20 protein-coding genes are annotated in these 21348 nt (G+C 56.8%); 8 read left to right on the forward strand and 12 right to left on the reverse strand.

Annotation, left to right across the window (positions count from 1 at the left end; all coding sequences use genetic code 11):
- Positions 1-734: 734 nt before the first annotated feature.
- Positions 735-1907: an STY4528 family pathogenicity island replication protein gene (locus tag FSY45_RS22860; RefSeq protein WP_148748389.1), complete on the reverse strand. Its 1173-nt coding sequence runs from the start codon at positions 1905-1907 to the stop codon at positions 735-737.
- 461 nt (positions 1908-2368) lie between these two features.
- Between FSY45_RS22860 and FSY45_RS22865 the strand changes: the two genes are divergently transcribed.
- On the forward strand, positions 2369-3361 hold the full coding sequence (locus FSY45_RS22865; protein WP_034351101.1) for a restriction endonuclease: 993 nt from the start codon (positions 2369-2371) through the stop codon (positions 3359-3361).
- Between the two features lie 116 nt (positions 3362-3477).
- On the opposite strand, the gene yidC is transcribed toward FSY45_RS22865, so the two are convergent.
- From yidC to rpmH, 4 genes are all read right to left on the reverse strand, one after another.
- Entirely contained in the window at positions 3478-5190 is a 1713-nt protein-coding gene (yidC, locus tag FSY45_RS22870; RefSeq protein ID WP_046460383.1) for a membrane protein insertase YidC, read from the reverse strand.
- Positions 5187-5486: a membrane protein insertion efficiency factor YidD gene (gene yidD / locus FSY45_RS22875; RefSeq protein ID WP_003064792.1), complete on the reverse strand. Its 300-nt coding sequence runs from the start codon at positions 5484-5486 to the stop codon at positions 5187-5189. The genes yidC and yidD overlap by 4 nt, the downstream gene beginning before the upstream one ends.
- Complete coding sequence (locus tag FSY45_RS22880; protein ID WP_046460382.1) at positions 5483-6040, reverse strand: ribonuclease P protein component; 558 nt, start codon at positions 6038-6040, stop codon at positions 5483-5485. Before FSY45_RS22880 ends, yidD begins: the two co-directional genes overlap by 4 nt.
- 64 nt (positions 6041-6104) lie before the next feature.
- Complete coding sequence (gene rpmH / locus FSY45_RS22885) at positions 6105-6239, reverse strand: 50S ribosomal protein L34 (RefSeq protein ID WP_003060014.1); 135 nt, start codon at positions 6237-6239, stop codon at positions 6105-6107.
- 494 nt (positions 6240-6733) lie between these two features.
- Here rpmH and dnaA point away from each other — a divergent pair, with 494 nt between their 5' ends.
- The 4 genes from dnaA to FSY45_RS22905 all read left to right on the forward strand — a co-directional run bounded on the left by dnaA (position 6734) and on the right by FSY45_RS22905 (position 12698).
- A complete protein-coding gene (dnaA, locus tag FSY45_RS22890; protein WP_003064795.1) occupies positions 6734-8140 on the forward strand; it encodes a chromosomal replication initiator protein DnaA in 1407 nt (468 codons plus the stop codon).
- Between the two features lie 131 nt (positions 8141-8271).
- Positions 8272-9393: a DNA polymerase III subunit beta gene (dnaN, locus tag FSY45_RS22895; RefSeq protein ID WP_003064798.1), complete on the forward strand. Its 1122-nt coding sequence runs from the start codon at positions 8272-8274 to the stop codon at positions 9391-9393.
- A gap of 148 nt (positions 9394-9541) precedes the next feature.
- Positions 9542-12109 carry a DNA topoisomerase (ATP-hydrolyzing) subunit B gene (gene gyrB / locus FSY45_RS22900; RefSeq protein ID WP_012836528.1) on the forward strand — a complete coding sequence of 856 codons (2568 nt, stop codon included), beginning with the start codon at positions 9542-9544 and terminating at the stop codon, positions 12107-12109.
- Between the two features lie 229 nt (positions 12110-12338).
- Positions 12339-12698 (forward strand): type II toxin-antitoxin system PrlF family antitoxin, encoded by a 360-nt coding sequence (locus tag FSY45_RS22905; RefSeq protein WP_255443406.1) that lies wholly within the window; start codon positions 12339-12341, stop codon positions 12696-12698.
- Positions 12699-12868: 170 nt separating this feature from the next.
- On the opposite strand, the gene acpS is transcribed toward FSY45_RS22905, so the two are convergent.
- From acpS to FSY45_RS22940, 7 genes are read right to left on the reverse strand one after another with little or no spacing between them, the layout of a single operon-like run.
- Complete coding sequence (gene acpS / locus FSY45_RS22910; protein WP_148748390.1) at positions 12869-13294, reverse strand: holo-ACP synthase; 426 nt, start codon at positions 13292-13294, stop codon at positions 12869-12871.
- Positions 13295-13330: 36 nt separating this feature from the next.
- The gene (locus tag FSY45_RS22915; protein WP_148748391.1) at positions 13331-14254 is read right to left on the reverse strand and encodes a nucleoside triphosphate pyrophosphohydrolase family protein; all 924 of its coding nucleotides are present in this window, start codon (positions 14252-14254) and stop codon (positions 13331-13333) included.
- Complete coding sequence (locus FSY45_RS22920) at positions 14254-15393, reverse strand: nucleotide kinase domain-containing protein (protein ID WP_255443407.1); 1140 nt, start codon at positions 15391-15393, stop codon at positions 14254-14256. The genes FSY45_RS22915 and FSY45_RS22920 overlap by 1 nt, the downstream gene beginning before the upstream one ends.
- On the reverse strand, positions 15390-16238 hold the full coding sequence (locus tag FSY45_RS22925) for a thymidylate synthase (protein ID WP_187427595.1): 849 nt from the start codon (positions 16236-16238) through the stop codon (positions 15390-15392). The genes FSY45_RS22920 and FSY45_RS22925 overlap by 4 nt, the downstream gene beginning before the upstream one ends.
- A complete protein-coding gene (locus FSY45_RS22930; protein WP_148748392.1) occupies positions 16231-17121 on the reverse strand; it encodes an ImmA/IrrE family metallo-endopeptidase in 891 nt (296 codons plus the stop codon). The genes FSY45_RS22925 and FSY45_RS22930 overlap by 8 nt, the downstream gene beginning before the upstream one ends.
- Complete coding sequence (locus FSY45_RS22935) at positions 17118-17480, reverse strand: helix-turn-helix domain-containing protein (protein WP_148748393.1); 363 nt, start codon at positions 17478-17480, stop codon at positions 17118-17120. The genes FSY45_RS22930 and FSY45_RS22935 overlap by 4 nt, the downstream gene beginning before the upstream one ends.
- Positions 17477-17791 (reverse strand): hypothetical protein, encoded by a 315-nt coding sequence (locus FSY45_RS22940; protein WP_148748394.1) that lies wholly within the window; start codon positions 17789-17791, stop codon positions 17477-17479. Before FSY45_RS22940 ends, FSY45_RS22935 begins: the two co-directional genes overlap by 4 nt.
- Positions 17792-18049: 258 nt before the next feature.
- Between FSY45_RS22940 and FSY45_RS22945 the strand changes: the two genes are divergently transcribed.
- The 3 genes from FSY45_RS22945 (at position 18050) to FSY45_RS22955 (ending at position 21347) form a co-directional block, all read left to right on the forward strand.
- Entirely contained in the window at positions 18050-18472 is a 423-nt protein-coding gene (locus tag FSY45_RS22945; RefSeq protein ID WP_148748395.1) for a helix-turn-helix transcriptional regulator, read from the forward strand.
- Positions 18473-18700: 228 nt separating this feature from the next.
- Positions 18701-19423, forward strand: a complete 723-nt coding sequence (locus FSY45_RS22950; RefSeq protein WP_148748396.1) for a TnsA endonuclease N-terminal domain-containing protein — start codon at positions 18701-18703, stop codon at positions 19421-19423.
- On the forward strand, positions 19386-21347 hold the full coding sequence (locus tag FSY45_RS22955; RefSeq protein WP_148748397.1) for a Mu transposase C-terminal domain-containing protein: 1962 nt from the start codon (positions 19386-19388) through the stop codon (positions 21345-21347). The genes FSY45_RS22950 and FSY45_RS22955 overlap by 38 nt, the downstream gene beginning before the upstream one ends.
- Position 21348 lies beyond the last annotated feature (1 nt).

The following is a 21348-nucleotide window of genomic DNA, read 5'->3' on the forward strand; positions in this document are numbered from 1 at the left end:
GGAGCAGCGCGCCGTAGGCGCGAAGGGAATGAACACGGGCGCATACGCGCAAGAAAGAAGAAGGCTCGCCCCATGGGTAGGGGCCGCGTGCGGGGAGAGCCGGAGCACGCCGGGGAAGGTTCCGCCCAGAACGGGAGGCGCTTGCAGGAACCCGCGCCTTTGGGGATGCCGATGTACAAAGCCCATCGGTCTTGGCGTAGTGCAGGGCCAGTCTAGAGGGGCATCGTCACGCCTGCCGCAAACAACAGGAACCTGCTCAAGCCCATATTTCGCGCGGGTGTCAGGGGGCCGTCACTGCGGAGCGCAGTGACGGCCCCATCACATCGCTGGGGTGCCGTGCAAAAGGCGAACAGCCGCTGCGGCAAGTCCAATGCAGGCGCTGGCCCAAGTTCCTCATCGCCGGCTGACGCGCCCCTACGGGGCTTGTCGGCTGCCTGCTTTGGGCGCGCAATGGCGCTCCATTGCCCACCCAAAGCAGGCAGCTCGAAATGTACGGCGGCTTGCCTGGGGCGAGCGTAGTGGGGGTCAATGGCGGGCGCGCAGGCCGCAGCGGAGCGCAGCCGCAGGCGAGCACTGAACGGGCGAGCACCCGGCGTAGCGCACCGTTGACGCGCACGCAGCGCCCCCAGCCTCCCGCCGGGGTGCAGGGGGCTTTTACCCCTGCACCCTTGCCCTTCGGCGAGAACGGAGTTCCAAGAGGCCGCGCCTCTTGGTCAAGGCCGCAGGCCGCGAAGCTAGACAGGAAGGGCCTGCCTGTGGCCCTCCTGCAGGAGTTCGGCCGCCAGGTCTCCGGCCCTCACCGGCATGCGCAACATGCTACGCGCCAAAGCGAGATGAGCCCGCGCTACTTCAGGCGCAGCCGGGGTGTACTCGGGCGAAGCCGGCTTGATGGTTGCTGCCTGGGCTGCCGGGCTGACCGGGTGGATGGCCGGCGCTACCTTGGCGGGCTGCTTCGCCGCCCACAGGCGGAACTCCCCGGCAAGCACGCGGCGCACCAAGCCGAACAGGTAAGCCACGACATTGCGTACCGTGCCTGCCTGCGCCCTGGCCTCCAGCTCGTCCAGAACCGGTTGCCGGTGCTCACCCGGCAGGCGCCGCAGGGCGGCCTGCACATCCCGATGCTGGTCCGGCGCCATCCCGGCCAGACACGCCGGCAACTGCAATGGGGGCACAGTGACCCTCTGGCCGCTTTCACCCGCGTCCGCGCGGTACGTACGTACTTCTTTTAAAGATTCTTTATACGTACGTACTGACGAAGCAGCATTCGATGTGGTCGAAACCGACTCGCCATGAACGGATGAAAGGGAACTTTCATTTTTCAGCGGCGGCGGTTGGCCGCCAGCATCATCGTCGTTCCCCACGCCGGACCGAGCGCACGCCAAGGCAATCCGTTGGCGAAGGGGGGCAGGTAGGTCCACATCGGTCGCCAGATCCTGGAGAACACCGATGGCAACCGCGCGCACAACGTGATTCGGATGGGCGACCGAACGTTCCAGCAACCCGATGTATTCGGCATCCGATGCGCACACCGCCTGGCACGTTTGCGGCGTGTCGTGAACTGCATAGAGGGTGTTATGCACCTGGCCGGTGAGCGGGTCGCGACGGTGGCCAACCAGATGCACCCAGCGCGTCATGCGCAGTACGCAAACGGTGCGGGCAGCCGTTTCATAGGCTGCTTTCTGGTTGTTCGCCTTGCAAGCGAGGAACGGGCGCATTTGTTCATAGTTGGGGAGTGCGCTTGTGCCGTCTTCACCCACACGTGCGCGAAAGACCATCCACGCGTTGCGCTCCAGCGGCGTAAGCCGCTCATCGAGCAGCAAGGCGAGGGGCACGCTTACGTTGTTCGATGGAGGCGTACCGACTGCGGCTGTCGCCTCGGTGAAGGAGGGGGTGGTTTGGTCGAACATGGTCAGACTCCATAGGGTCCTGGCGAACCAGCCAGATGGAGCGCATGTCATCCGAAGGCGGAATGTGTGTCGTCGAACAAATCGGACTTCGCCCACTCCTATTGATTGAGGAAAGCCGGTGTGAAAAAGGTGCCTTTCGGGGCTAGAATCGAGCGCGTCCGGCACCCACGCGAGTCGGGGATTGACTCGTCGCCGGCAACGGTTGGCCGAAGACAGCTAGAGATATCCACAGACGGCGCTTGCCGAAAGGCTCGGGGCTCTCCACTGTTATCCACAGCCATCCATGAAGCGCTAGGACATGAATGCATGTCCAAGTTTATGTCCAAGCGCCAAAAGCGAAATTTGAAAAACGCTTTAGATTCAAACGGGTAGATGGCTTTCTTTTGCTTCTGCATCGGCAAATAACTCTGGTGTTCCGTCAGCAGAAATAGTGGACCGACACCCACTCAAAAAGGACTTTTATGGCACGGATGTGGATGGTACGAGGCGAAGGCGGCAGTCTGTACGATGCTTTCCGAGAGCAAGGCGTGGTCGCCGTCGGCTGGAGTCAGTTGGCGCCACATGCCAAGCCTGGAGTTGACCGAAAGCAGTTAATTGCACTCTTTCAATCCATGGAGCCGCAGTCCAAGCAAGGCAGCGTGATATCGGGCGCTTCACAGGTCTGGCGTTTCGTCAATGAAATCCAAGACGGCGACTGGATCATTACTTACTCACCAGCCAACCGCCTCTACTCGATCGGCAAAGTTATGGGGCCATCCGAGCACCGCCCAGAATCGGCCGAGCAGGGCTTGTCTTTGGTGCGCAAGGTTCAGTGGCAAATGCAAGAACTCGCACGCGACAGTCTTAGCGCCAGTACAAAAAACAGCCTGGGCTCAACCCTGACTCTGTTTGAAGTCCCGTCCAGCGCAGCAAACGAAATACAAGCCGCACTAAAGGGCAAGCCAGCCCCAATACAGGCATACGAAGTAGAAGAAGAAACAATTGACCCACTGAGTGGCATTGAGGAACGTGCGCGAGAGCAGATCAAGGACCTCATCGTCAATCTGAGCTGGAAAGAGATGCAAGAGGTCGTCGCAGGCATCCTGCGAGCCATGGGCTACAAGACACAGGTGTCGCCAGACGGAGCAGACCGGGGCAAAGACATTGTTGCATCGCCCGATGGTTTTGGCTTTGAACACCCTCGCATCGTCGTTGAGGTCAAACACCGCAAGGAGCAGATGGGTAGCCAGGATATCCGCAGCTTCCTCGGTGGCCGACACAAGGATGACCGGGGTTTGTATGTAAGCACAGGCGGCTTTACCAAGGATGCACTGTACGAAGCAGATCGTGCCTCCATCCCATTGGCGATGTGGACACTAGAGCATGTAGTCCGTGCATTAATCGAGCACTACGATGCCACCGATGCCGAGACCAAACGCCTCATTCCACTAAAGCGACTGTATTGGCCTGCATAGATCTTTGATCAGACGGCGCATCAACATCGTTGGCAACCAACGAAATCTGCCCTTATTCGTCCCATAAAAAAACGCCACCTTTTCAGGTGGCGTTTTTGTTGGCGCTGGCGCCGTGCTTACTTGCCTTCGGCAGCCTTGCCGAACTTCGGCAGGTTGAACTGAGGCGGCACACCCATGCGCTTGTTGATGATCCACTGCTGAGCGATCGACAGAATGTTGTTCGTCAGCCAGTACAGCACCAGACCCGAGGGGAAGAAGAAGAACATCACGCTGAACATCAGCGGCATGATCCACATCATCTTGGCCTGCATGGGGTCAGGAGGAGCGGGGTTCAGGGCGGTCTGCAGCAGCGAGGACAGAGTCATCAGCAGCGGCAGGATGAAGAAGGGATCCGGCACCGAAAGGTCATGAATCCAGCCAATCCAGGGCGCGTTGCGAATTTCCACGCTGGACTGCAGCACCCAGTACAGAGCCATGAAGACAGGGATCTGAATGACGATGGGCAGGCAGCCGCCCATGGGGTTGACCTTCTCCTCGCGGTAGATGCGCATCATCTCCTGCTGCATCTGCTGGGGCTTGTCCTTCAGACGCTCGCGCATTTCCTGAATGCGGGGGTTGATGGCCTTCATCTTGGCCATCGAGGAGTAAGCCTTGGCGTTGAGCCAGTAGAAGGCAATCTTCAGCAGCACCACCAGGGCCACGATGGACCAGCCCCAGTTGCCGATGAACTTGTGCAGCTCGGACAGCAGCCAGTACAGCGGCTTGGCCAGAATCGTCAGCCAGCCATAGTCCTTGACCAGTTCCAGACCGGGCGAGAGCTTTTCCAGCATGGGCTCGATCTGAGGACCGGAGAACAGGCGCGAGCTCACGGTCTTGGTCTGGCCGGGCTCCACCGTGCCCACGGGCGTGATCATGCCCACTGCATAGAGGTTGTCGCCCACCTTGCGCACGAAGTTGTCGCGCTGGATGCCGTCGGCCAGCAGCCAGGCGCTGGCGAAGTAATGCTGCACCATGGCCACAAAGCCATTGGGAGAGGCCTTGTCGACCTCGGCCTTGCCGCTTTCGATGTCCTTGAACTCGACCTTGTGGTACTTCTTAGCGTCGGTATAGACGGCCGGACCGGTGAAGGTGGAGTAGAACGTGGACTCATGCTCGGGCTTGTTGCCGTCGCGCACCAGCTGCATGTACAGCTGGGGGTTCACGGCGGTCGAGCCAGTGTTGACCACATCGTGCTGCACATCGACGGCATAGGAGCCGCGCTTGAGCGTGAATGTCTTGACCAGCTTCACGCCACCCTGGTCGGCGGACTCGAAGCGCACTTGCACGCTGTCCTGACCGTCCTTGAGCTCGCGCTCGCCGGGCATCACGGTCATGGGAGTCTTGTGCGTGGGGAAGTTGCCGCCGATCAGGCCGGTCTGACCCAGATACACACGCTTGGCGTTTTCCTCGAACACCTGCATGAGCTTTTTGTCATCCACGGTGTCGGAGTACTTGAGCAGCTCTGAATGCTTGAGTGTGCCGCCTTCGCTGTCGAAGGTCAGGCGCATCACATCGCTGCCCACGATCACGTCCTGACGGGGCGTCACGGCTGCTGCGGGCTGAGCCGCAGTATTGGCAGCACCGGGCACGTCGCCGGCAGAGGCGGCAGCGGCGGGCTGGGGCACGCTGACGTCAGCAGGCTTGACATCGGCCGCAGCAGGCGCGCTGACCGTCTGCGGCGATGGGAAGAAGGTGGGCTTTTTGCCGTTATGGATTTGCCACTTGTCCCAGAGCAAAACCATGGAAAAGCCAAATATCACCCACAGTATGGTGCGGCGAATATCGTTCATGAAGACTTCTTAGGTGAGGAAGGTTGGGTGGTCGCGGAAGAGTCCGAGGCATCGTCCAGAAAGGAAAACAGCCTGGGCTTTTGCTGTGGCACGGGATCATGCCCTCCGTCACACCACGGATGACAACGCGCCAGCCGGCGCACCGTCAGATAAGAGCCTACCGCAGCGCCGTGTTGCTCCAGCGCTTGAAGGGAATAGGCCGAGCAGGTCGGCTCGAAGCGACAGGCCGAGCCCAGCCAGGGACTGAGCAGCAGCCTGTAGCCACGCACTACAGCCATGAGCAGTCGCTGCATCATGGCTGGTTCTCCGGCTGATTAGCTATTGAATCAGTAGCTTCTTGCGCTTTGCGATCAATGGCTTGGGGTGAATTTTTCTTCAAATCCACCTCCGCCTCGGCGGTCTGACGGGCCTGCGTCAGGCGGCGCGCCCCGGTCGCAAAAAGCTGTTGCAGTTCCTTGCGGACCGCAGCCTTGAGCTGATCCGAAGTTGCACTGACGAATTGCTTACGGTCAAACCCCGAGCGCAGGCGCACCACATAGGAAGCACACAGCAGGGCATCCTCGTAATCCGAGGACACCGCGTAGATCTGGCGCTTGATGGTGTGGCGCGTGACCGAGCGGCGTGCCCAGCGCTTGGGCACCATGGCACCCAGCCAGGCCTGCTTGCGCACGGCACCAATGCCAAACAGGGCCTGCGGATCGTTCGATCCGGGCCCTGTCCTGGGGTTGGCAACCATGTCGGGAACCTCGGCCACCAGCTCCATGCGATGCAGGGCGAAGTGCGGGGTACGGGCAATCGTGCCCGCGGACATGGTGGCCTGGAATTGCGGACGCGTTTTCAGCCTTTGCATAGGAGAGCCTCCGTTCAGAGGCCTTCAGCGCAGCGAATGAGCAGACCGCTAGCCAACGCCGGCCTTAGACGGCCAGACGCTTGCGGCCCTTGGCGCGACGTGCGTTGATCACGGCACGGCCACCCTTGGTCTTCATGCGGACCAGGAAACCGTGGGTACGGGCGCGGCGGATCTTGGAAGGTTGGTAAGTACGTTTCATGTTGGTTCCTTGAGAAGGTTCAGTATTTGCGTCGGCAAGGCGCCATGTCTGCGCCCGACCATTCCGGTTTTGCGCCGCACACTGTCACCGCCAAGCCCGATATTTTTTCACATGCCGTGCATGTCATCGGACCAGAAGGCAACAAACGGAACAAAGCACCCGCCACAGCGCCTAAAGCAACTGGGCGCGCGCGCACAAAAAAGGCGCCCGGCTCATATCACCCTGAACACATTCAGGGAAACCGGGGATTATCACAGCGTTGCGCCTTTGATGCAATGACCCTTGAATTTGCTAAGGACTCACGGGGTATCTCGTCAAGCACCTGCGCGGCCCAGAGATTCTTTACAAACAGCAGGCGGCCAATCTATTAGGATGTGCAGCCTATAACGCACCGGAGTCGGGGACAGCCTTCTGATATTTTGTGGATAACTTCCGCAAAAGCTACAATACCAACCCCGCAACTGTTCCTCCTATCCACAATTAGACTTTTGACAATGACAGAGGAACCAACCAATGATGCAGGCCAGGCCCTGTGGCAGGTCTGCGTTGAGCAACTGGGTCAGGAGCTGCCAGAGCAGCAATTCAACACCTGGATCAAGCCGCTGACGGCACTCGTTGCAGAAGATTTTTCCAAGGTCACCGTCTATGTGGCCAACCGCTTCAAGCTGGACTGGATCCGTGCCCAGTATGCGGGCCGCATCTCGGCCATGCTGGAGTCGCTCTACGGCCAACCCGTCACTCTTGAGTTGGCACTTGCTCAGCGGGAAAGCGTTGTCCGTACTTATGTGCGCCCTCCGTCGTCAACACAGCAGGCTGCGCCGCAGACGCACAATGTCGCTGTGCCCACCGTCACCAGCGAAGAGGCCAGCGCACCGGTTTTCCGCACCCGGTTGAACCCGGCCCTCACCTTCGAGACGCTGGTCGAAGGTACGGCCAACCGCATGGCGCGCTCGGCCGCCATGCATGTGGCAGGCTCGCCCGGTCATCTCTACAACCCGCTGTTCATCTACGGCGGTGTCGGTCTCGGTAAGACCCACCTGGTGCATGCTGTGGGTAACCAGCTGCTCAAGGACAAGCCCGACGCCAAGATTCTCTACATCCACGCCGAGCAGTTCGTCTCGGATGTGGTCAAGGCCTACCAGCGCCGCACCTTCGACGAGTTCAAGGAACGCTACCACTCGCTCGATCTGCTGCTGATCGACGATGTGCAGTTCTTCGCCAACAAGGACCGTACGCAGGAAGAGTTCTTCAATGCCTTCGAGGCCCTGCTGGCCAAGAAGAGCCATATCGTGATGACGTCCGACACCTATCCCAAGGGTCTGGCCAATATTCACGAGCGCCTGGTCTCGCGCTTCGACTCCGGCCTGACGGTGGCCATCGAGCCGCCCGAGCTGGAAATGCGCGTGGCGATTCTGATCAACAAGGCCCGTGCCGAGAACGCCGACATGCCCGAAGAGGTCGCCTTCTTCGTGGCCAAGAACGTGCGCTCCAACGTGCGTGAACTCGAAGGCGCGCTGCGCAAGATCCTGGCCTATTCGCGCTTCAACCAGAAGGAAGTGTCGATCCAGCTGGCCCGCGAGGCGCTGCGCGATCTGCTCAGTATTCAGAACCGCCAGATTTCTGTGGAAAACATCCAGAAGACGGTGGCTGACTACTACAAGATCAAGGTGGCCGACATGTACAGCAAGAAGCGCCCGGCCAGCATTGCCCGACCGCGCCAGATTGCGATGTACCTGGCCAAGGAGCTGACGCAGAAAAGCCTGCCCGAGATCGGCGAGCTGTTTGGCGGCCGCGACCACACCACGGTGCTGCACGCCGTACGCAAGATTGCGGGCGAGCGCCAGACCAACACCGAGTTGAACCAGCAGCTGCATGTGCTGGAACAAACGCTCAAGGGTTGATGAAAACTCCCCCATGAATGTCACTCACACAGGGCAAAATGGGGAATTCACGCGGCATGAGGGAGCGTCCGCCCTGCCCTGCGGACGCCGCCGCGTCAAAACAAATGCGCACTTAAATCACTGAGGTTGACATGATCGTCCTGAAAGCCACACAAGACAAAGTTCTCGCGGTCCTGCAATCGGTGGCCGGCATTGTCGAGCGCCGCCACACGCTGCCCATTCTGGCCAATGTGCTGATCAAGAAGACCGGCAATGCGCTGCAGCTGACAACCAGCGACCTGGAAATCCAGATCCGCACCACGGCCGAGCTGGGCGGCGACGCCGGCGACTTCACCACCACCATCGGTGCCCGCAAGCTGATCGACATCCTGAAGACCATGCCCGGCGACCAGACCGTGAGCCTGGAGACGCAGCAGTCCAAGATGATTCTGAAAGGCGGCAAGAGTCGCTTCACGCTGCAGACCCTGCCCGCCGAAGACTTCCCGCTGGTGCAGGAATCGGCGGCCTTCGGCCCCGCTTTCAGCGTGCCGCAGAAGGTGCTCAAGGACCTGCTGGGCCAGGTCTCCTTTGCCATGGCCGTGCAGGACATCCGCTACTACCTGAACGGCATTCTGTTCGTCGCCGAAGGCAACACCCTGAGCCTGGTGGCCACCGACGGCCACCGTCTGGCCTGGGCCAGCGCCACGCTGGATGTGGAAGTGCCCATCAAGCAGGAAGTGATTCTGCCGCGCAAGACCGTGCTGGAGCTGCAGCGCCTGCTGTCGGACGCCAGCGGCGAGAACCAGCCCGTCATCGAGATGCAGTTTGCCAACAACCAGGCCAAGTTCACCTTTGGCGGCATGGAGTTCGTGACCAAGCTGGTCGAAGGCAAGTTCCCCGACTACAACCGCGTCATCCCGCGCAACCACACCAACAGCGTGACCCTGGGCCGCGCCCCGCTGCTGGCATCGCTGCAGCGCACGGCCATCATGACCAGCGACAAGTTCAAGGGCGTGCGCCTGTCGGTCGAGCCTGGCACGCTGCGCGTGGCGTCCAACAACGCCGAGCAGGAAGAGGCCATGGACGAACTCGACATCGACTACGGTGGCGACACCATCGAGATCGGCTTCAACGTGACCTACCTGATCGATGTGCTCACCAATATGAGCCAGGACATGGTCAAGATCGATCTGCAGGACGGCAACAGCTCGGCGCTGGTCACCATCCCCGAGAACGAAAGCTTCAAGTACGTCGTGATGCCCATGCGCATCTGAGTGGACCGAACGCAGCCAGCCATTTCATTGCCTGAAATAACAGGAGCAGCTACCGCTCGTCCTGTAATGATTTCAGGCAAGTATTCATTTGAAAGTTATGCAGGTCAGGCGCCAACAGCTCCTGACCTTGTAGCAGCAAGGTAATTTCATGACCGAAGAGAACAAGCCAGACACCCAGACCGCCGCAGATGCAGGCGGCTATGGCGAAGGCGCAATCCAGATCCTGGAAGGCCTGGAAGCCGTGCGCAAGCGCCCAGGCATGTACATCGGTGACACCTCGGACGGCACCGGTCTGCACCACCTGGTCTTCGAGGTCGTGGACAACTCCATCGACGAAGCGCTGGCCGGCTACTGCGACGACATTCTGGTCACCATCCATGCCGACGGCTCGCTGTCCGTCATCGACAACGGCCGCGGCATTCCCACCGGCGTGAAGATGGACGACAAGCACGAGCCCAAGCGCTCGGCTGCCGAAATCGCCCTGACCGAGCTGCACGCCGGCGGCAAGTTCAACCAGAACAGCTACAAGGTCTCGGGCGGCCTGCACGGCGTGGGCGTGTCCTGCGTGAACGCGCTGTCCGTCTGGCTCAAGCTCACCGTCAGCCGCGACGGCCGACGCCACGAGATCGACTTCTCGCGCGGCTTTGTGCAAAACCGTTTGATCGAAGTCGTGGACGGCGCCGAAGTCTCGCCCATGCGCGTGGTCGGTGCCAGCGACAAGCGCGGCACCAAGGTGCACTTTCTGCCCGACCAGGAAATCTTCAAGGAGAACTTCGAGTTCCGCTACGAGATTCTGGCCAAGCGCCTGCGCGAGCTGTCCTTCCTGAACAACGGCGTGCGCATCCGGCTCAAGGACGAGCGCGACGGCAAGGAAGACGACTTCTCGGGCGCCGGCGGCGTCAAGGGCTTTGTGCAGTTCATCAACGGCACCAAGAAGGTGCTGCACCCCACCACCTTCCATGCCAACGGCTCGCGCCCTGCGGAAACCTATGGCGGCATTCCCGGCACCGAAATCGGTGTCGAAGTGTCCATGCAGTGGAACGACAGCTATGCCGAGCAGGTGCTGTGCTTCACCAACAACATTCCCCAGCGTGACGGCGGCACCCACCTGACCGGCCTGCGCGCGGCCATGACCCGCGTGATCGGCAAATACATCGCCGACAACGAAATGGCCAAGAAGGCCAAGGTCGAAGTCTCCGGCGACGACATGCGCGAAGGCCTGTGCGCCGTGCTCAGCGTCAAGGTGCCCGAGCCCAAGTTCTCCAGCCAGACCAAGGACAAGCTGGTCAGCTCGGAAGTGCGCGCGCCCGTGGAAGACATCGTGGCCAAGAGCCTGACCGACTTCCTCGAAGAAAACCCCAACGACGCCAAGATCCTCTGCGGCAAGATCATCGAGGCCGCGCGTGCCCGTGAAGCCGCGCGCAAGGCCCGCGAAATGACGCGCCGCAAGGGCGTGCTAGACGGCATGGGCCTGCCCGGCAAGCTGGCCGACTGCCAGGAAAAAGATCCTGCGCTGTGCGAAATCTACATCGTCGAGGGTGACTCCGCCGGCGGCTCCGCCAAGCAGGGTCGCGATCGCAAGTTCCAGGCCATCCTGCCGCTGCGCGGCAAGATCCTGAACGTGGAAAAGGCCCGCTACGAAAAGCTGCTGTCCAGCCAGGAAATCATCACCCTGATCACGGCCCTGGGCACCGGCATCGGCAAGGTCAGCGAAGACTCGGGCAAGAGCAGCAGCGACGACTACAACCCCGACAAGCTGCGCTACCACCGCATCATCATCATGACCGACGCGGACGTGGACGGCGCCCACATCCGTACCCTGCTGCTGACCTTCTTCTACCGCCAGATGCCCGATCTGGTCGAGCGCGGCCATATCTACATCGCCCAGCCGCCGCTGTACAAGGTCAAGAACGGCAAGGAAGAGCTCTACCTCAAAGACGGCCCGGCCCTCAACAAATACCTGCTCAAGATCGCGCTGAACCATGCCAGCGTGAACACCGGCGGCGACAATCCGCGCACCGTCGAAGGCGAAGAACTGGCCAAGCTGGCCAACATGCACCTGGCCGCCGAAACCGTCATCGAGCGCCTGTCCAACTTCATGGATGCCGAAGCCCTGCGCGCCATTGCCGACGGCGTGCAGATCAAGCTCGACACCATCGAGGAAGCCCAGGAGTGCGCCCCGATTCTCGAAGCCAAGCTGCGCGAGCTGACCACCACCGGCGTTCCCGCCGATGTGACGGCCGAGATCGACCCCAACAGCGAGCACCCCATCCTGCGCATCAGCCGCCATCACCACGGCAATATCAAGAGCTCCATCCTGACCCAGGAGTTCGTGCGCAGCCATGACTACGCCGCCCTGTCCGACGAAGCGCAGAACTTCGTCGGCCTGCTGGGCGAAGGCGCCAAGGTCACGCGCGGCGAAGGCGAGAAGGCCAAGACCGAAAAGGTCGGCGACTTCCGTCAGGCCATGGCCTGGCTGATCTCCGAAGCCGAGCGCACCACGGGTCGCCAGCGCTACAAGGGTCTGGGTGAAATGAACCCCGAGCAGCTCTGGGAAACCACCATGGACCCCAACGTCCGCAGCCTGCTGCAGGTCAAGATCGGCGACGCCATTGAAGCCGACCGCGTCTTCACCATGCTCATGGGCGACGAGGTCGAACCGCGCCGCAACTTCATCGAAGACAACGCGTTGCGCGCGGGGAATATCGACGTTTGATGTTGTAGGTTGTCGGATGACAGATAAAGTGAAAACTGTGCCAAGTTAGTGAAAATTTTCTGCCTCAGTTATTGAAAAAATCCAGCAAGTTGAAAAAGGCCTATCTCGAACTCGAGATAGGCCTTTTTTCTTGGGCTTTTGGAACCCAACGGCACCGGCTGACTCTCACGCTGAAGTCTCTACGCCTTTAGCTTTAAGCCTTGAGTAAGCAAGACAGCCGGCTTACTATGTGATCAAGCAAATTGGAGAGTTGATCTTGCCAACCCCACCTAGAGTCGAGTCCACGCTGACTGAACGCTACCAAACCACAATTCCCGCCTCAGTGCGACGAGTTCTACGCTTGAATAAGCGCGACAAAGTTAGCTACGAAATCCGTTCCAACGGCGAGGTGATTCTTACTCGTGCGGTTGCCTCCGTAGAGCCTAGTTTGAATCTTGAGCAGCAACTTTTAGAGGTTTTGGCACAAGACATCTGCTCTCACCCCGAGCACCTGCAAAGCTTTGAAGCAGAAGTCATGAAACGCAGCAAAATGCTGGTGCAGGACGTCAAAGTAGATCTAGAAAAGCCCTTGTTAGAAGATGAAGAATAGGCCTCTTTGTATCAAAGGACTTATCTGCAAATTTCTAAACCGACGCCTAAAAAACCAGAGACACACAATATTTCACCACTGTCAGCCGACTTGAAGTGTCCATTTGGATCGGCCATGCACCATGAATACATGGTGACTAACTCCGACTGACCCAAACAATGAGCACCCAGTCAATTCTGAATTGAAGAGGTGAGGGCGATAACACTAGCTATGGAAATTCCGCTTGTGTGACTGGCACTAACCAACCAATGAACGACCCCTCGTTCACTTGCAATTGCCGCCAATCGCCGATGCAACACGATGCTCGGAGCACCGCTCCATTGAGAAACCACCTCAACATCTGTAAATGCTATGCCGTCACCCCACCCAGTGCCAAGAGCTTTAAGCACCGCCTCCTTAACGGCAAAACGTGACGCAAGTTTCTCTACTCTGTCACCACCCACGCCCGCTGAAAACAGCTCCGTGGCTGTGAAGTAACGATCCAAAAATTCGCTAGCTTGTCTATTTATAAGGCGAGCAAATTCTGCTGTGTCGACAACATCCACTCCATGAGCCAAGACGTTTTGAAAATTCAAAATCTGCGTCTCCTCGGTCATATATGCGCCTCCGTCACTACCTAGTTCGAACAGCAATCAAGGCCTGTTAACAGGTCTCCTACGAGTTCCTTTCGTTGGCGGGCCTAAAAAGGTAAGGCTCTTCGCATCCTGATCGACAAGTATCCTCCCCCCACCGGCTTCCAGAACCTGCCTCCAAACAGCGAATCCAGCCAAGATCGCACGCTGCCACTCACCTAAAGAACGCTCACGAACCTCCAGAAGCGAAGTCACACCTTTGACCGTACGCAGCAATTTATAGTCCAAATCAGTGACGCCTTCGAGCCACCGATGCTCCTTCGCGTAGTCAAAGACCAGTGCTGCAACGCCTTCATCCAAGACCTGTGCTCTGCCGCCATCCTGCACTTCATCTACTTGAGGATTGCTCTTACGCTTCCTCCTCAGCAGCTTACGAATAACCGGCGACCAGCCAAGTACTGCGACATAGCCCAGATGAAAGACATCGTGAAATCGATAGCCATCAGGGTCGTCCGCGTTATCAGTCAGATCGTCACCGATCTTCTTCCCATTTACACGCATTCGAATCTTCGTGCGCCCCTTCACGATAACCTCGCTGAGTTCGACTTCGAAACGACGTGGCAGCTGCTCTTTCTCGTCGAATTCGGCATCGAAAACCAGCGCCCCAGTATCTTGGTTACCCCAGCGGCCCTGCGTTTTTTTTAGGTTTGCTTGTGCAACATCTTCAAGCTTAAGATCAAACTTCGCAGCGACATTCGCTACGTACCAAAGCAAGTCGCCCAATTCTTCAGATACACGAGCCTTAAATAGGAGATGAGAGTCACCATCTCGAAGGTGCTTTTTGTACTCGCTCAACAACTCACCTGTTTCACCTGCCAGCCCAAGCAATGGGACAACAAGATCGGCTCCCGTATCTCCAATTTCCCGTTCCAAAGGAACACGATCGGTCTTCTGTGCTTCACGCTGGTATGTGTTCAGGTTCATTACGAGCTTCCTAAATCCAAAGTTGACTGGGTAGGCCCACCATTCGGCACGTTCTTATTCAATAACAGCTCAGCACGTCCCAAAAGATCGGCCTCAATTTTCGCATTGATGCCCCATTTAGGAGGATACCAAGGCGACGCCAAAGGAGCGGTAGGAGAAAATTTTTGTTTGATGCGAGTCCGTCCTGATATGCCAGCCACATCAGGGTGAGCAACCCGTGCATATTTATCAACCTCGCAGAAAAGATTTTGGCAATCAATTAGTTGCAGTCGACGTCCCCACAGCGACTGGAACTTGATACCAAGTCGTTCAAACTCACGCTCCTGATTATCCACCATCAATCGGATTAACTCTGCTTCGTTTAATCCAATGCTAGCTCTAAAGCACTTTCTCAGGCCGTCCCGAGCTCCGGGTCCTGGTATAACGAATTCCATCTCGGAGAAATTGGTGACTTCGCTGTAGTTGATGTCTGTCACGAACTGATATGCGAGAAAGTCTCCAATCGTTGGGTAGCTTCTGAGTAGCTCGAACGCGGTCTGCATTTTTTTTAACTTCGCTAATTGACCCGCTAGGTCATCAGCCATCATGCGCTCCAGTAGGCGCAGGTGGTTCTGATGTTTCGCTGCGTATCCGAAGGCTGACCCCCCTGGTGGCATGATGTAGGCTGCAGAGTAGATTCGTCCTCCGGCCTTCATCGCCTGGCTCAGAACCTTGTCATATTGGTCGAACCTGTAGTCCTTGAACGTGATCTCACCAAAAGCGTGCTCAAGCAACTCCCAAGTCTCGATCTTGTTGAACAATTTGAACAGTAAAGTTCGGAAAAGTACCTCGGATGGTGATTGAGGGAGGTCATCGCGATAGATCACGTGCCTGATAAGGTACTGGCTCACACGATCTGATGCACGATACGCATTCGTAAACTTGTGAACTGAGATAACAGGATCTTCAGTCCACGGTGCGGGCTTCCCCTCAAGCCTTTGGAAGAATACGCTCTGTCGCTCCACAGCAAACCGCCAGTAGGTGTCAAAAACAGGCGTTACTTTGATTGGAAGCAAATGCGGCAAATCGATGATTGAAGACGGCTCGATCGTCGAATCGTCCTGCGTAGGAGGACTTATTTTCTTGGTTCCAACTTTCACGCTTCAATCTCTAAATCTGAGGTAGGCACTACGGTATTTGCTGTCTCATGAGACTGTGTAGCAAAACTTCCACGACATGCATCTATCAACGGTTGAAGCTCTGCATCAGACTTCGAAATGCGTTCAAACTTCGCGACACCAACGACAACATTCATTCTCAGAAATTTGGTCTTCATTTCGTGGGCCATGAAAGCACCTAACTGGGCAATGCCAAGATAATTTCCATATGCCTTCACAAACAGTTGCTGTGTCGCATAAAAGGCATTTACAACCAGGCCCTGCTTCGTCGGCTCAAAGCTGACATGCTGAAGGCAAGGAAACTGAAGTTGAGCGTCTGCTACATGGTCTCGCTCAGGATCAAATACGCTCGCTTGGAACATAGACCGGCGTACCCCCTCACGCGCCTCAAATTGAGACAGAATCCACTCAAGCTGATTGCCATCACACGGGCCACGTCCATATCCAGTCATTCGCTCGAAGTAGAGGCCACGACGGTTGTCCCGAGCATTCATCGCTTGGTAGCGAGGGAAAGCGTCCTTGTAATACTGAAACAATGCCTTCCGATCGCCCTGAGCTAGCTGCCACAAGCGCTGCGGAAAAATCGTAAATGCCACATCGTCCACACTGCGTATACCTTTCCTCGAAAGCAACCTATCGAGAGCCAAACGAATAGGCTCTGTCTCAGGAATCTTTTTTCCTTCATCAAAACCGTGCACACTCAAAATTAGCGGTGATACCTCGGACCCAGCGTGCTCAATTACATGAAGCACTGCTTTAGCCCAAGCTCGCGAAATGTCAGGCTCATCAACGAGGAGAGGGCCAATCGAATGGGGAAGCTTAGTCATCTGCAGTATCCTCAAGGTGGCGGAATCGAGCTAGGCCAACGTACTGGCGCTTGGCGATACGAACATAGGTCGCCCATGAATTACCGGGAATTGCTACTCGCGTAATTCCGCACTTGGCAGCACGAAATAATCTCCCACCGGCCAGCACCCGCTCAGGTGCCAACATTGACGTGTCCACGACCACCCCTGATGGAAGTAGTAGCAGCGCATCCTGCTCAATATCAAGCGTCGGTGAGTTCCAGTGCAGATCTGCAACCGTAAGTGGAGTGGAGACGACTTCACCCAATAGTTCAGTGCGAATCATCTTCGGTGTAATCCGTCCTAGGCGATCACGCTGCATCTGGTTGATCATGTTGACCCCATATGCAAGATGATTTACCAACGTCGCTTGACCCACACCAAAGTTACAGGCGATGGCGTACATGTCCAATGCTGTAGCACGGTTCGGATCCAAGTGGCGCTTTGCAAATGCCTCGCGCAAACCAAGCGTTGGCATCAGAGTGAAGGCTGCGAAAGCATCTGCTAGGATCTCATTCGGAGGACGGTCACCGCTATTAACCTGATCTTCTCGCAATTCGTCAATAGTCGATCCATGACCAAAAACATGGTGCCCCAGCTCATGCGCACATGTGAAAGTTCTTCTTGCCAAAGGTCTGAGGGCAGAAACATGAATACGCGGCTTCGAAGTCCGGTCGTACATGCCTTCCATATTGATGTCATTGAAACGTACGACTACGTTGTGCGCCTCGCACAGGCCATAGATACAGGCAGGACTTTTGAGGTCTAAGCCGGCCTTCATGCGTGCAGTGATGGACGCCTGCATGCCCTGCATCACGAGTGCTTTTCGCTCTGCCAACGATGTGTTTGAGGGTTGGGCACTCATTTGTGCCCTCCTTCGGCCTCTGCGTTGCGCATCGATGCAAGCAGCCGTAGTAGTCGATCCAAGTCGTCCGACTTAAGCTTGCTCAATTCACGGGCTGCAAGCTGCAGCCGCGGATCATCCATTTCGAGCTGTTCGGCCGTCTCACCGAGTAGCCATGAAACAGTGACGTCGTAGGTTTCCGAGAACTTCAAGAGCTCTTCCGCTGAAACGCGACGATTGCCGGCCTCGATCTCCGAAATCGTCGGTCGATGCATCTGCAAAAGCTTGGCCACCTGTCCTTGCGACAGGCCTGCGGCTTTTCTAGCTTCTCGCAGGCGTTCGGCGATTGCCAGACGCTGGGTTTCCGAGCTATCTGTCATTGAGCATTCGCCTGCTTGGGTTGAACTGCTTCTTGGGCGTCAGCGAGGGCAACAACCTTCGCCACGATTTGATCAATCGTCAGTGCAATACAGGAGTCGTCCTGACGAAAGATATTCACATCATTGGCAATGGTAATTCCCAGCTTCGCCCCAAGCATACCGATGGCAACCGGCCAAATCTTGCTATCAAACTTCGGCAAATCTTCGATGGGTTTCGTACCGCCACCAAGTGCGGGACACTCGAGTTCGCTCGTTGCTTGTATGTTCTGCAGGACGTCTACCAAAGTCGAGTGAATAAGCGCTGCATCCATTTTGAACCTCCGAAATACTCATTACCACAGGTAAGAATATCTTACCAATGCTTTGAAACGTCTGCAAGCCGCTCGTTAGACATGTCATCGGGCTCGTCAACGGCGCTTGATAGAAGCCTGCATATCTTTCGCATGCGAAAGCCTGCTAAGCGTGTTGACAGTCAACACTTTCCCTTTTTAAATCAATAACTTATAGATTGACAAATCTATAAAAGTTAACTTACGCTGCGAGTCAAAGAACTTTACTTGCAGCGATTCATGAGCCCCTTTGCACGTCAACTTCATGAACTCCGGATGCGCCATGGCATTCGGCAGAACGAGTTGGCCGAGCTAATTGGGTATGACCAGACCTACATTTCCGCCTTGGAGGTTGGACTCAAAGGTCCGCCAACGATCGAGTTCGTCAATAAGCTGGTCAGAACACTGTCGCTAACGTCTAGCGAAGAGTGTGAGCTTCGAGTCGCTGCCAAAGCCTCGGAAAGAAAGCTAGTCCTCGAGCCTGATGCGCATCCAGATGTCTACTGGATGCTCGATGCATTGCGGCAGCGGCTGGATGGCTTGCATCCTGCACAGGCACGCCTCATACGCGAGCTGCTAAACCTGCCGGACATTGTTCGACGGCAGGAGCTAGAACCAACGCAACGACTGCGGCGGCGCAGAAACCTGGAGGCCCAAATGTAAAAGCGAATCAAACCTTTCGGCCTGATCCGCCCTTACGCGACTCTCGCGAGACGCCGTTGCAAGCAAAGTATCGCGAGCCGCCATAGGCACGTCAAGCTGCACTCCCACCCCGCCACTGCATATTCCAAAGGTTTTTGACCAGAGGAAGGGCATTTTATTGCCCAGATATAGGCATACCGACCATGTCCCTAAGTGGCAGGGAAGACTGACTCTTTTTTGGAATTCGCGATGACACTCGTCACTTGGCGCGGAACCTGGAATGGCCGTGCCCCGGATGGCATAGTCCATCAGCGCGCCAGAAGCATTGTTCGCCCCACTGGGGGCATTCTTCGAGGCAAGTTTCCTAGTCGCAAAAACGGCCGCCTGATTCACCACGAGGGAATGCTCGAGTTGGCGGCGATATACCACTTCGAGACCTCCCCTCTTATCGCTCGCTACACGGAGCAACCCCAGACCATCCATTACGCGGATGGCTCACGCTTGCGCCGGTACACCCCAGACTTCGAGCTCTTTCTGACCAATGGCCGTGCGATATACATCGAGGTCAAGCCTGAGAAATTCACCGAAGAGCCCAGTACAAAGCACAAGCTGCTTCAAGTGAACAAACACTTTGAACGGCGTAATCAATCGTACGTCGTGCTGACAGAAAAATTGCTTCAACCCCAGCCCAGGCTCAGCAACCTTCGACAGATCTATCACCAGGCTCCACGACTCCTACCCAGCTATCTGAAGTGCTCTTTGGAACTAAGACGCCTGAGCGCTCTGTTCCCTTTGCCATTGGGGGAGGCCCTTACTTCATTGTCACAGGTGGGCCTCGACCCCTACAGCCTCCTGATGATGGGACTGTTGACGTGCGAACTAAGTACCAACGTCACAGAGAACTCAGTCTTAACCCTTGTCAAGGAGAACGACGATGCATGGTTTCGCCTTTCGGACCGGTTTGACTTTTGAATGGTCGGACGTCCCACACCGAATAGAACGCATTGGTGCTGACGATCAGGTGATCCTGGAGCGGTTGAGCGACGGCCAGATCGTTCTAAGCTCAAAGGCTGAACTGCTTGTTGCGTTCTCCGCTGGAGAAATAGCGGCCCAAGCTACAGCGAATAATGGGATGGAGCCATCGCACTACAGTCGGTCTCTAGGTGAGCTTCCTGAACCAGCACAGCACGAAATACGCCGTCGCCTTTCCTACGTACGAGCGATCGACGAGACTGGCACACACGGAATTACCGAGCGCAATCTTGTGCCACTCATTGCTGCTGTTGCCGCACGGATCAACGACCCCAAGCCACCTTCATGGATTACGGTATACCGCTGGCACCGAAAATTTAGAGGAACCAAGCAAACAAGAACTCTAGTTCCGCGTCACGATCTACGCGGTAACAGGTCACAACGGCAGTCAGACCGGGTGTTGACGTTGTTTGCTCAAGCTGCAGAAGAGGCATTCCATGCAAGCCCTGGTGCAAGCCTTGCCTCAATCCACACGCGCTTCACAAAGAAAGTTCAGGCAGAAAATCACCATCTTTTGCCTGAAGAACAGCTGCTAGCACCAGCACTACGTACCAGCTATCGAATTTTCAAACAGCTACCGGCCTTTGACCAAACCTTACTCAAGGAAGGCAAAGGGGCCGCCGAGAGTCGATATCGCGTCGCCAAGGCTGCACCGCAGGTAGGTGGCATATTGCAGCGTGTCGAAGCTGACCATACTCCGCTAGATCTGTTTCTGATTGACGAACGCACGGGGCTTCCTCTTGGACGCCCCATCCTCACACTGTTCCTCGATAGCTTCAGCCGCTTTCCCCTAGGGTACTTTCTCAACTTCGGCGGAGCGTCTGCCACAGCCGTAATGGGAGCGCTGCGACATGCAATTCTCCCTAAAGTACCAGTAACAGAGGTCATCCCGGGCCTGCATATAGAACATGCTTGGCCTTGCTACGGTGTGATGGACTGCCTCGCATTGGATAACGGACTTGAGTTCCATGGCACCGCGCTAGAAGGCGCTGCCATGGACCTTGGGATCTACATCCTTTACTGCCCGAAGCGGCAACCTTGGTACAAGGGAAAAATCGAGCGTTTTCTGAAAACCCTGAATTTCTCGTTGTGTCATCAAATGCCAGGTACCAGCCTTGCACGACTTGCAGATAGAGGTGAATACGACCCTCAGAAACATGCGGTGCTGACGATGGCTGAGTTCAAGCATGTGCTTGAAAAGTGGCTGCTCGACATCTACGCACAAAGCTATCACAAAGGGCTTGCTAGCAGTCCTTGGCTCAAGTGGCATGAGGGACTCAAGCACAGAGCCCCAGAGCTACCAGGCAGCCTCGATGATCTTCAACGCCGCATTGGCTTGATCGAAGAGCGCAGGCTCCAGCGCGACGGCCTCACTCTCAAAGGAATTCGCTATGCCGGCCCGGAGCTTGATTCAATCATGAGAGCTTGGGGCCCTGGCGTGAAGCTAAGAATCGTCTACGACCCGGAGGATATGGGAGCTGTCCAGGTCTGGGCACCAGAGCGGCAAGAGGCAATACGGGTACTAGCACTGGATCAAAGCTATGCCAATGGTTTAACGCTGGTCCAGCATGAACTGATCCAGCAGCAGATGCGCGAGAAATTTGAGGCAACAGGAAGCCAACAAACCGTGCACAAGGCCAAATCCGACCTGATAGCGACGGTCGACAACCTGCTGCGAAGCTCTAAGCAACGTACACGACGACGAGCTGCCAAGCTGCAGGGCATCACCAGTAACCATCCACAAGCGCAGCTCCAGAACAGTCCACCCATATCCCCCAAAATCAATCAGAAGCAACTGCTGCAAATCGATGATGAGGTGCCGCCCTCCTTGCCGACATTCCGATTCAAACGCAAGGATCAATGAC

Origin of the sequence: Comamonas sp. Z1, assembly GCF_008121555.1 — a bacterium.
Classification (GTDB): domain Bacteria; phylum Pseudomonadota; class Gammaproteobacteria; order Burkholderiales; family Burkholderiaceae_C; genus Comamonas; species Comamonas thiooxydans.

What these genes read in the sequence shown, in the direction of transcription:
- acpS (WP_148748390.1), bottom strand. Translation starts at nt 13,294, where the DNA reads ATGACCGAGGAGACGCAGATTTTGAATTTTCAAAACGTCTTGGCTCAT.
- FSY45_RS22865 (WP_034351101.1), top strand. Translation starts at nt 2,369, where the DNA reads ATGGCACGGATGTGGATGGTACGAGGCGAAGGCGGCAGTCTGTACGAT.
- FSY45_RS22945 (WP_148748395.1), top strand. Translation starts at nt 18,050, where the DNA reads ATGAGCCCCTTTGCACGTCAACTTCATGAACTCCGGATGCGCCATGGC.
- FSY45_RS22860 (WP_148748389.1), bottom strand. Translation starts at nt 1,907, where the DNA reads ATGTTCGACCAAACCACCCCCTCCTTCACCGAGGCGACAGCCGCAGTC.
- FSY45_RS22915 (WP_148748391.1), bottom strand. Translation starts at nt 14,254, where the DNA reads ATGAACCTGAACACATACCAGCGTGAAGCACAGAAGACCGATCGTGTT.
- yidD (WP_003064792.1), bottom strand. Translation starts at nt 5,486, where the DNA reads ATGATGCAGCGACTGCTCATGGCTGTAGTGCGTGGCTACAGGCTGCTG.
- FSY45_RS22955 (WP_148748397.1), top strand. Translation starts at nt 19,386, where the DNA reads ATGCATGGTTTCGCCTTTCGGACCGGTTTGACTTTTGAATGGTCGGAC.
- yidC (WP_046460383.1), bottom strand. Translation starts at nt 5,190, where the DNA reads ATGAACGATATTCGCCGCACCATACTGTGGGTGATATTTGGCTTTTCC.
- FSY45_RS22930 (WP_148748392.1), bottom strand. Translation starts at nt 17,121, where the DNA reads ATGAGTGCCCAACCCTCAAACACATCGTTGGCAGAGCGAAAAGCACTC.
- FSY45_RS22880 (WP_046460382.1), bottom strand. Translation starts at nt 6,040, where the DNA reads ATGCAAAGGCTGAAAACGCGTCCGCAATTCCAGGCCACCATGTCCGCG.
- FSY45_RS22935 (WP_148748393.1), bottom strand. Translation starts at nt 17,480, where the DNA reads ATGACAGATAGCTCGGAAACCCAGCGTCTGGCAATCGCCGAACGCCTG.
- FSY45_RS22940 (WP_148748394.1), bottom strand. Translation starts at nt 17,791, where the DNA reads ATGGATGCAGCGCTTATTCACTCGACTTTGGTAGACGTCCTGCAGAAC.
- rpmH (WP_003060014.1), bottom strand. Translation starts at nt 6,239, where the DNA reads ATGAAACGTACTTACCAACCTTCCAAGATCCGCCGCGCCCGTACCCAC.
- FSY45_RS22950 (WP_148748396.1), top strand. Translation starts at nt 18,701, where the DNA reads ATGACACTCGTCACTTGGCGCGGAACCTGGAATGGCCGTGCCCCGGAT.
- dnaN (WP_003064798.1), top strand. Translation starts at nt 8,272, where the DNA reads ATGATCGTCCTGAAAGCCACACAAGACAAAGTTCTCGCGGTCCTGCAA.
- FSY45_RS22925 (WP_187427595.1), bottom strand. Translation starts at nt 16,238, where the DNA reads ATGACTAAGCTTCCCCATTCGATTGGCCCTCTCCTCGTTGATGAGCCT.
- dnaA (WP_003064795.1), top strand. Translation starts at nt 6,734, where the DNA reads ATGACAGAGGAACCAACCAATGATGCAGGCCAGGCCCTGTGGCAGGTC.
- gyrB (WP_012836528.1), top strand. Translation starts at nt 9,542, where the DNA reads ATGACCGAAGAGAACAAGCCAGACACCCAGACCGCCGCAGATGCAGGC.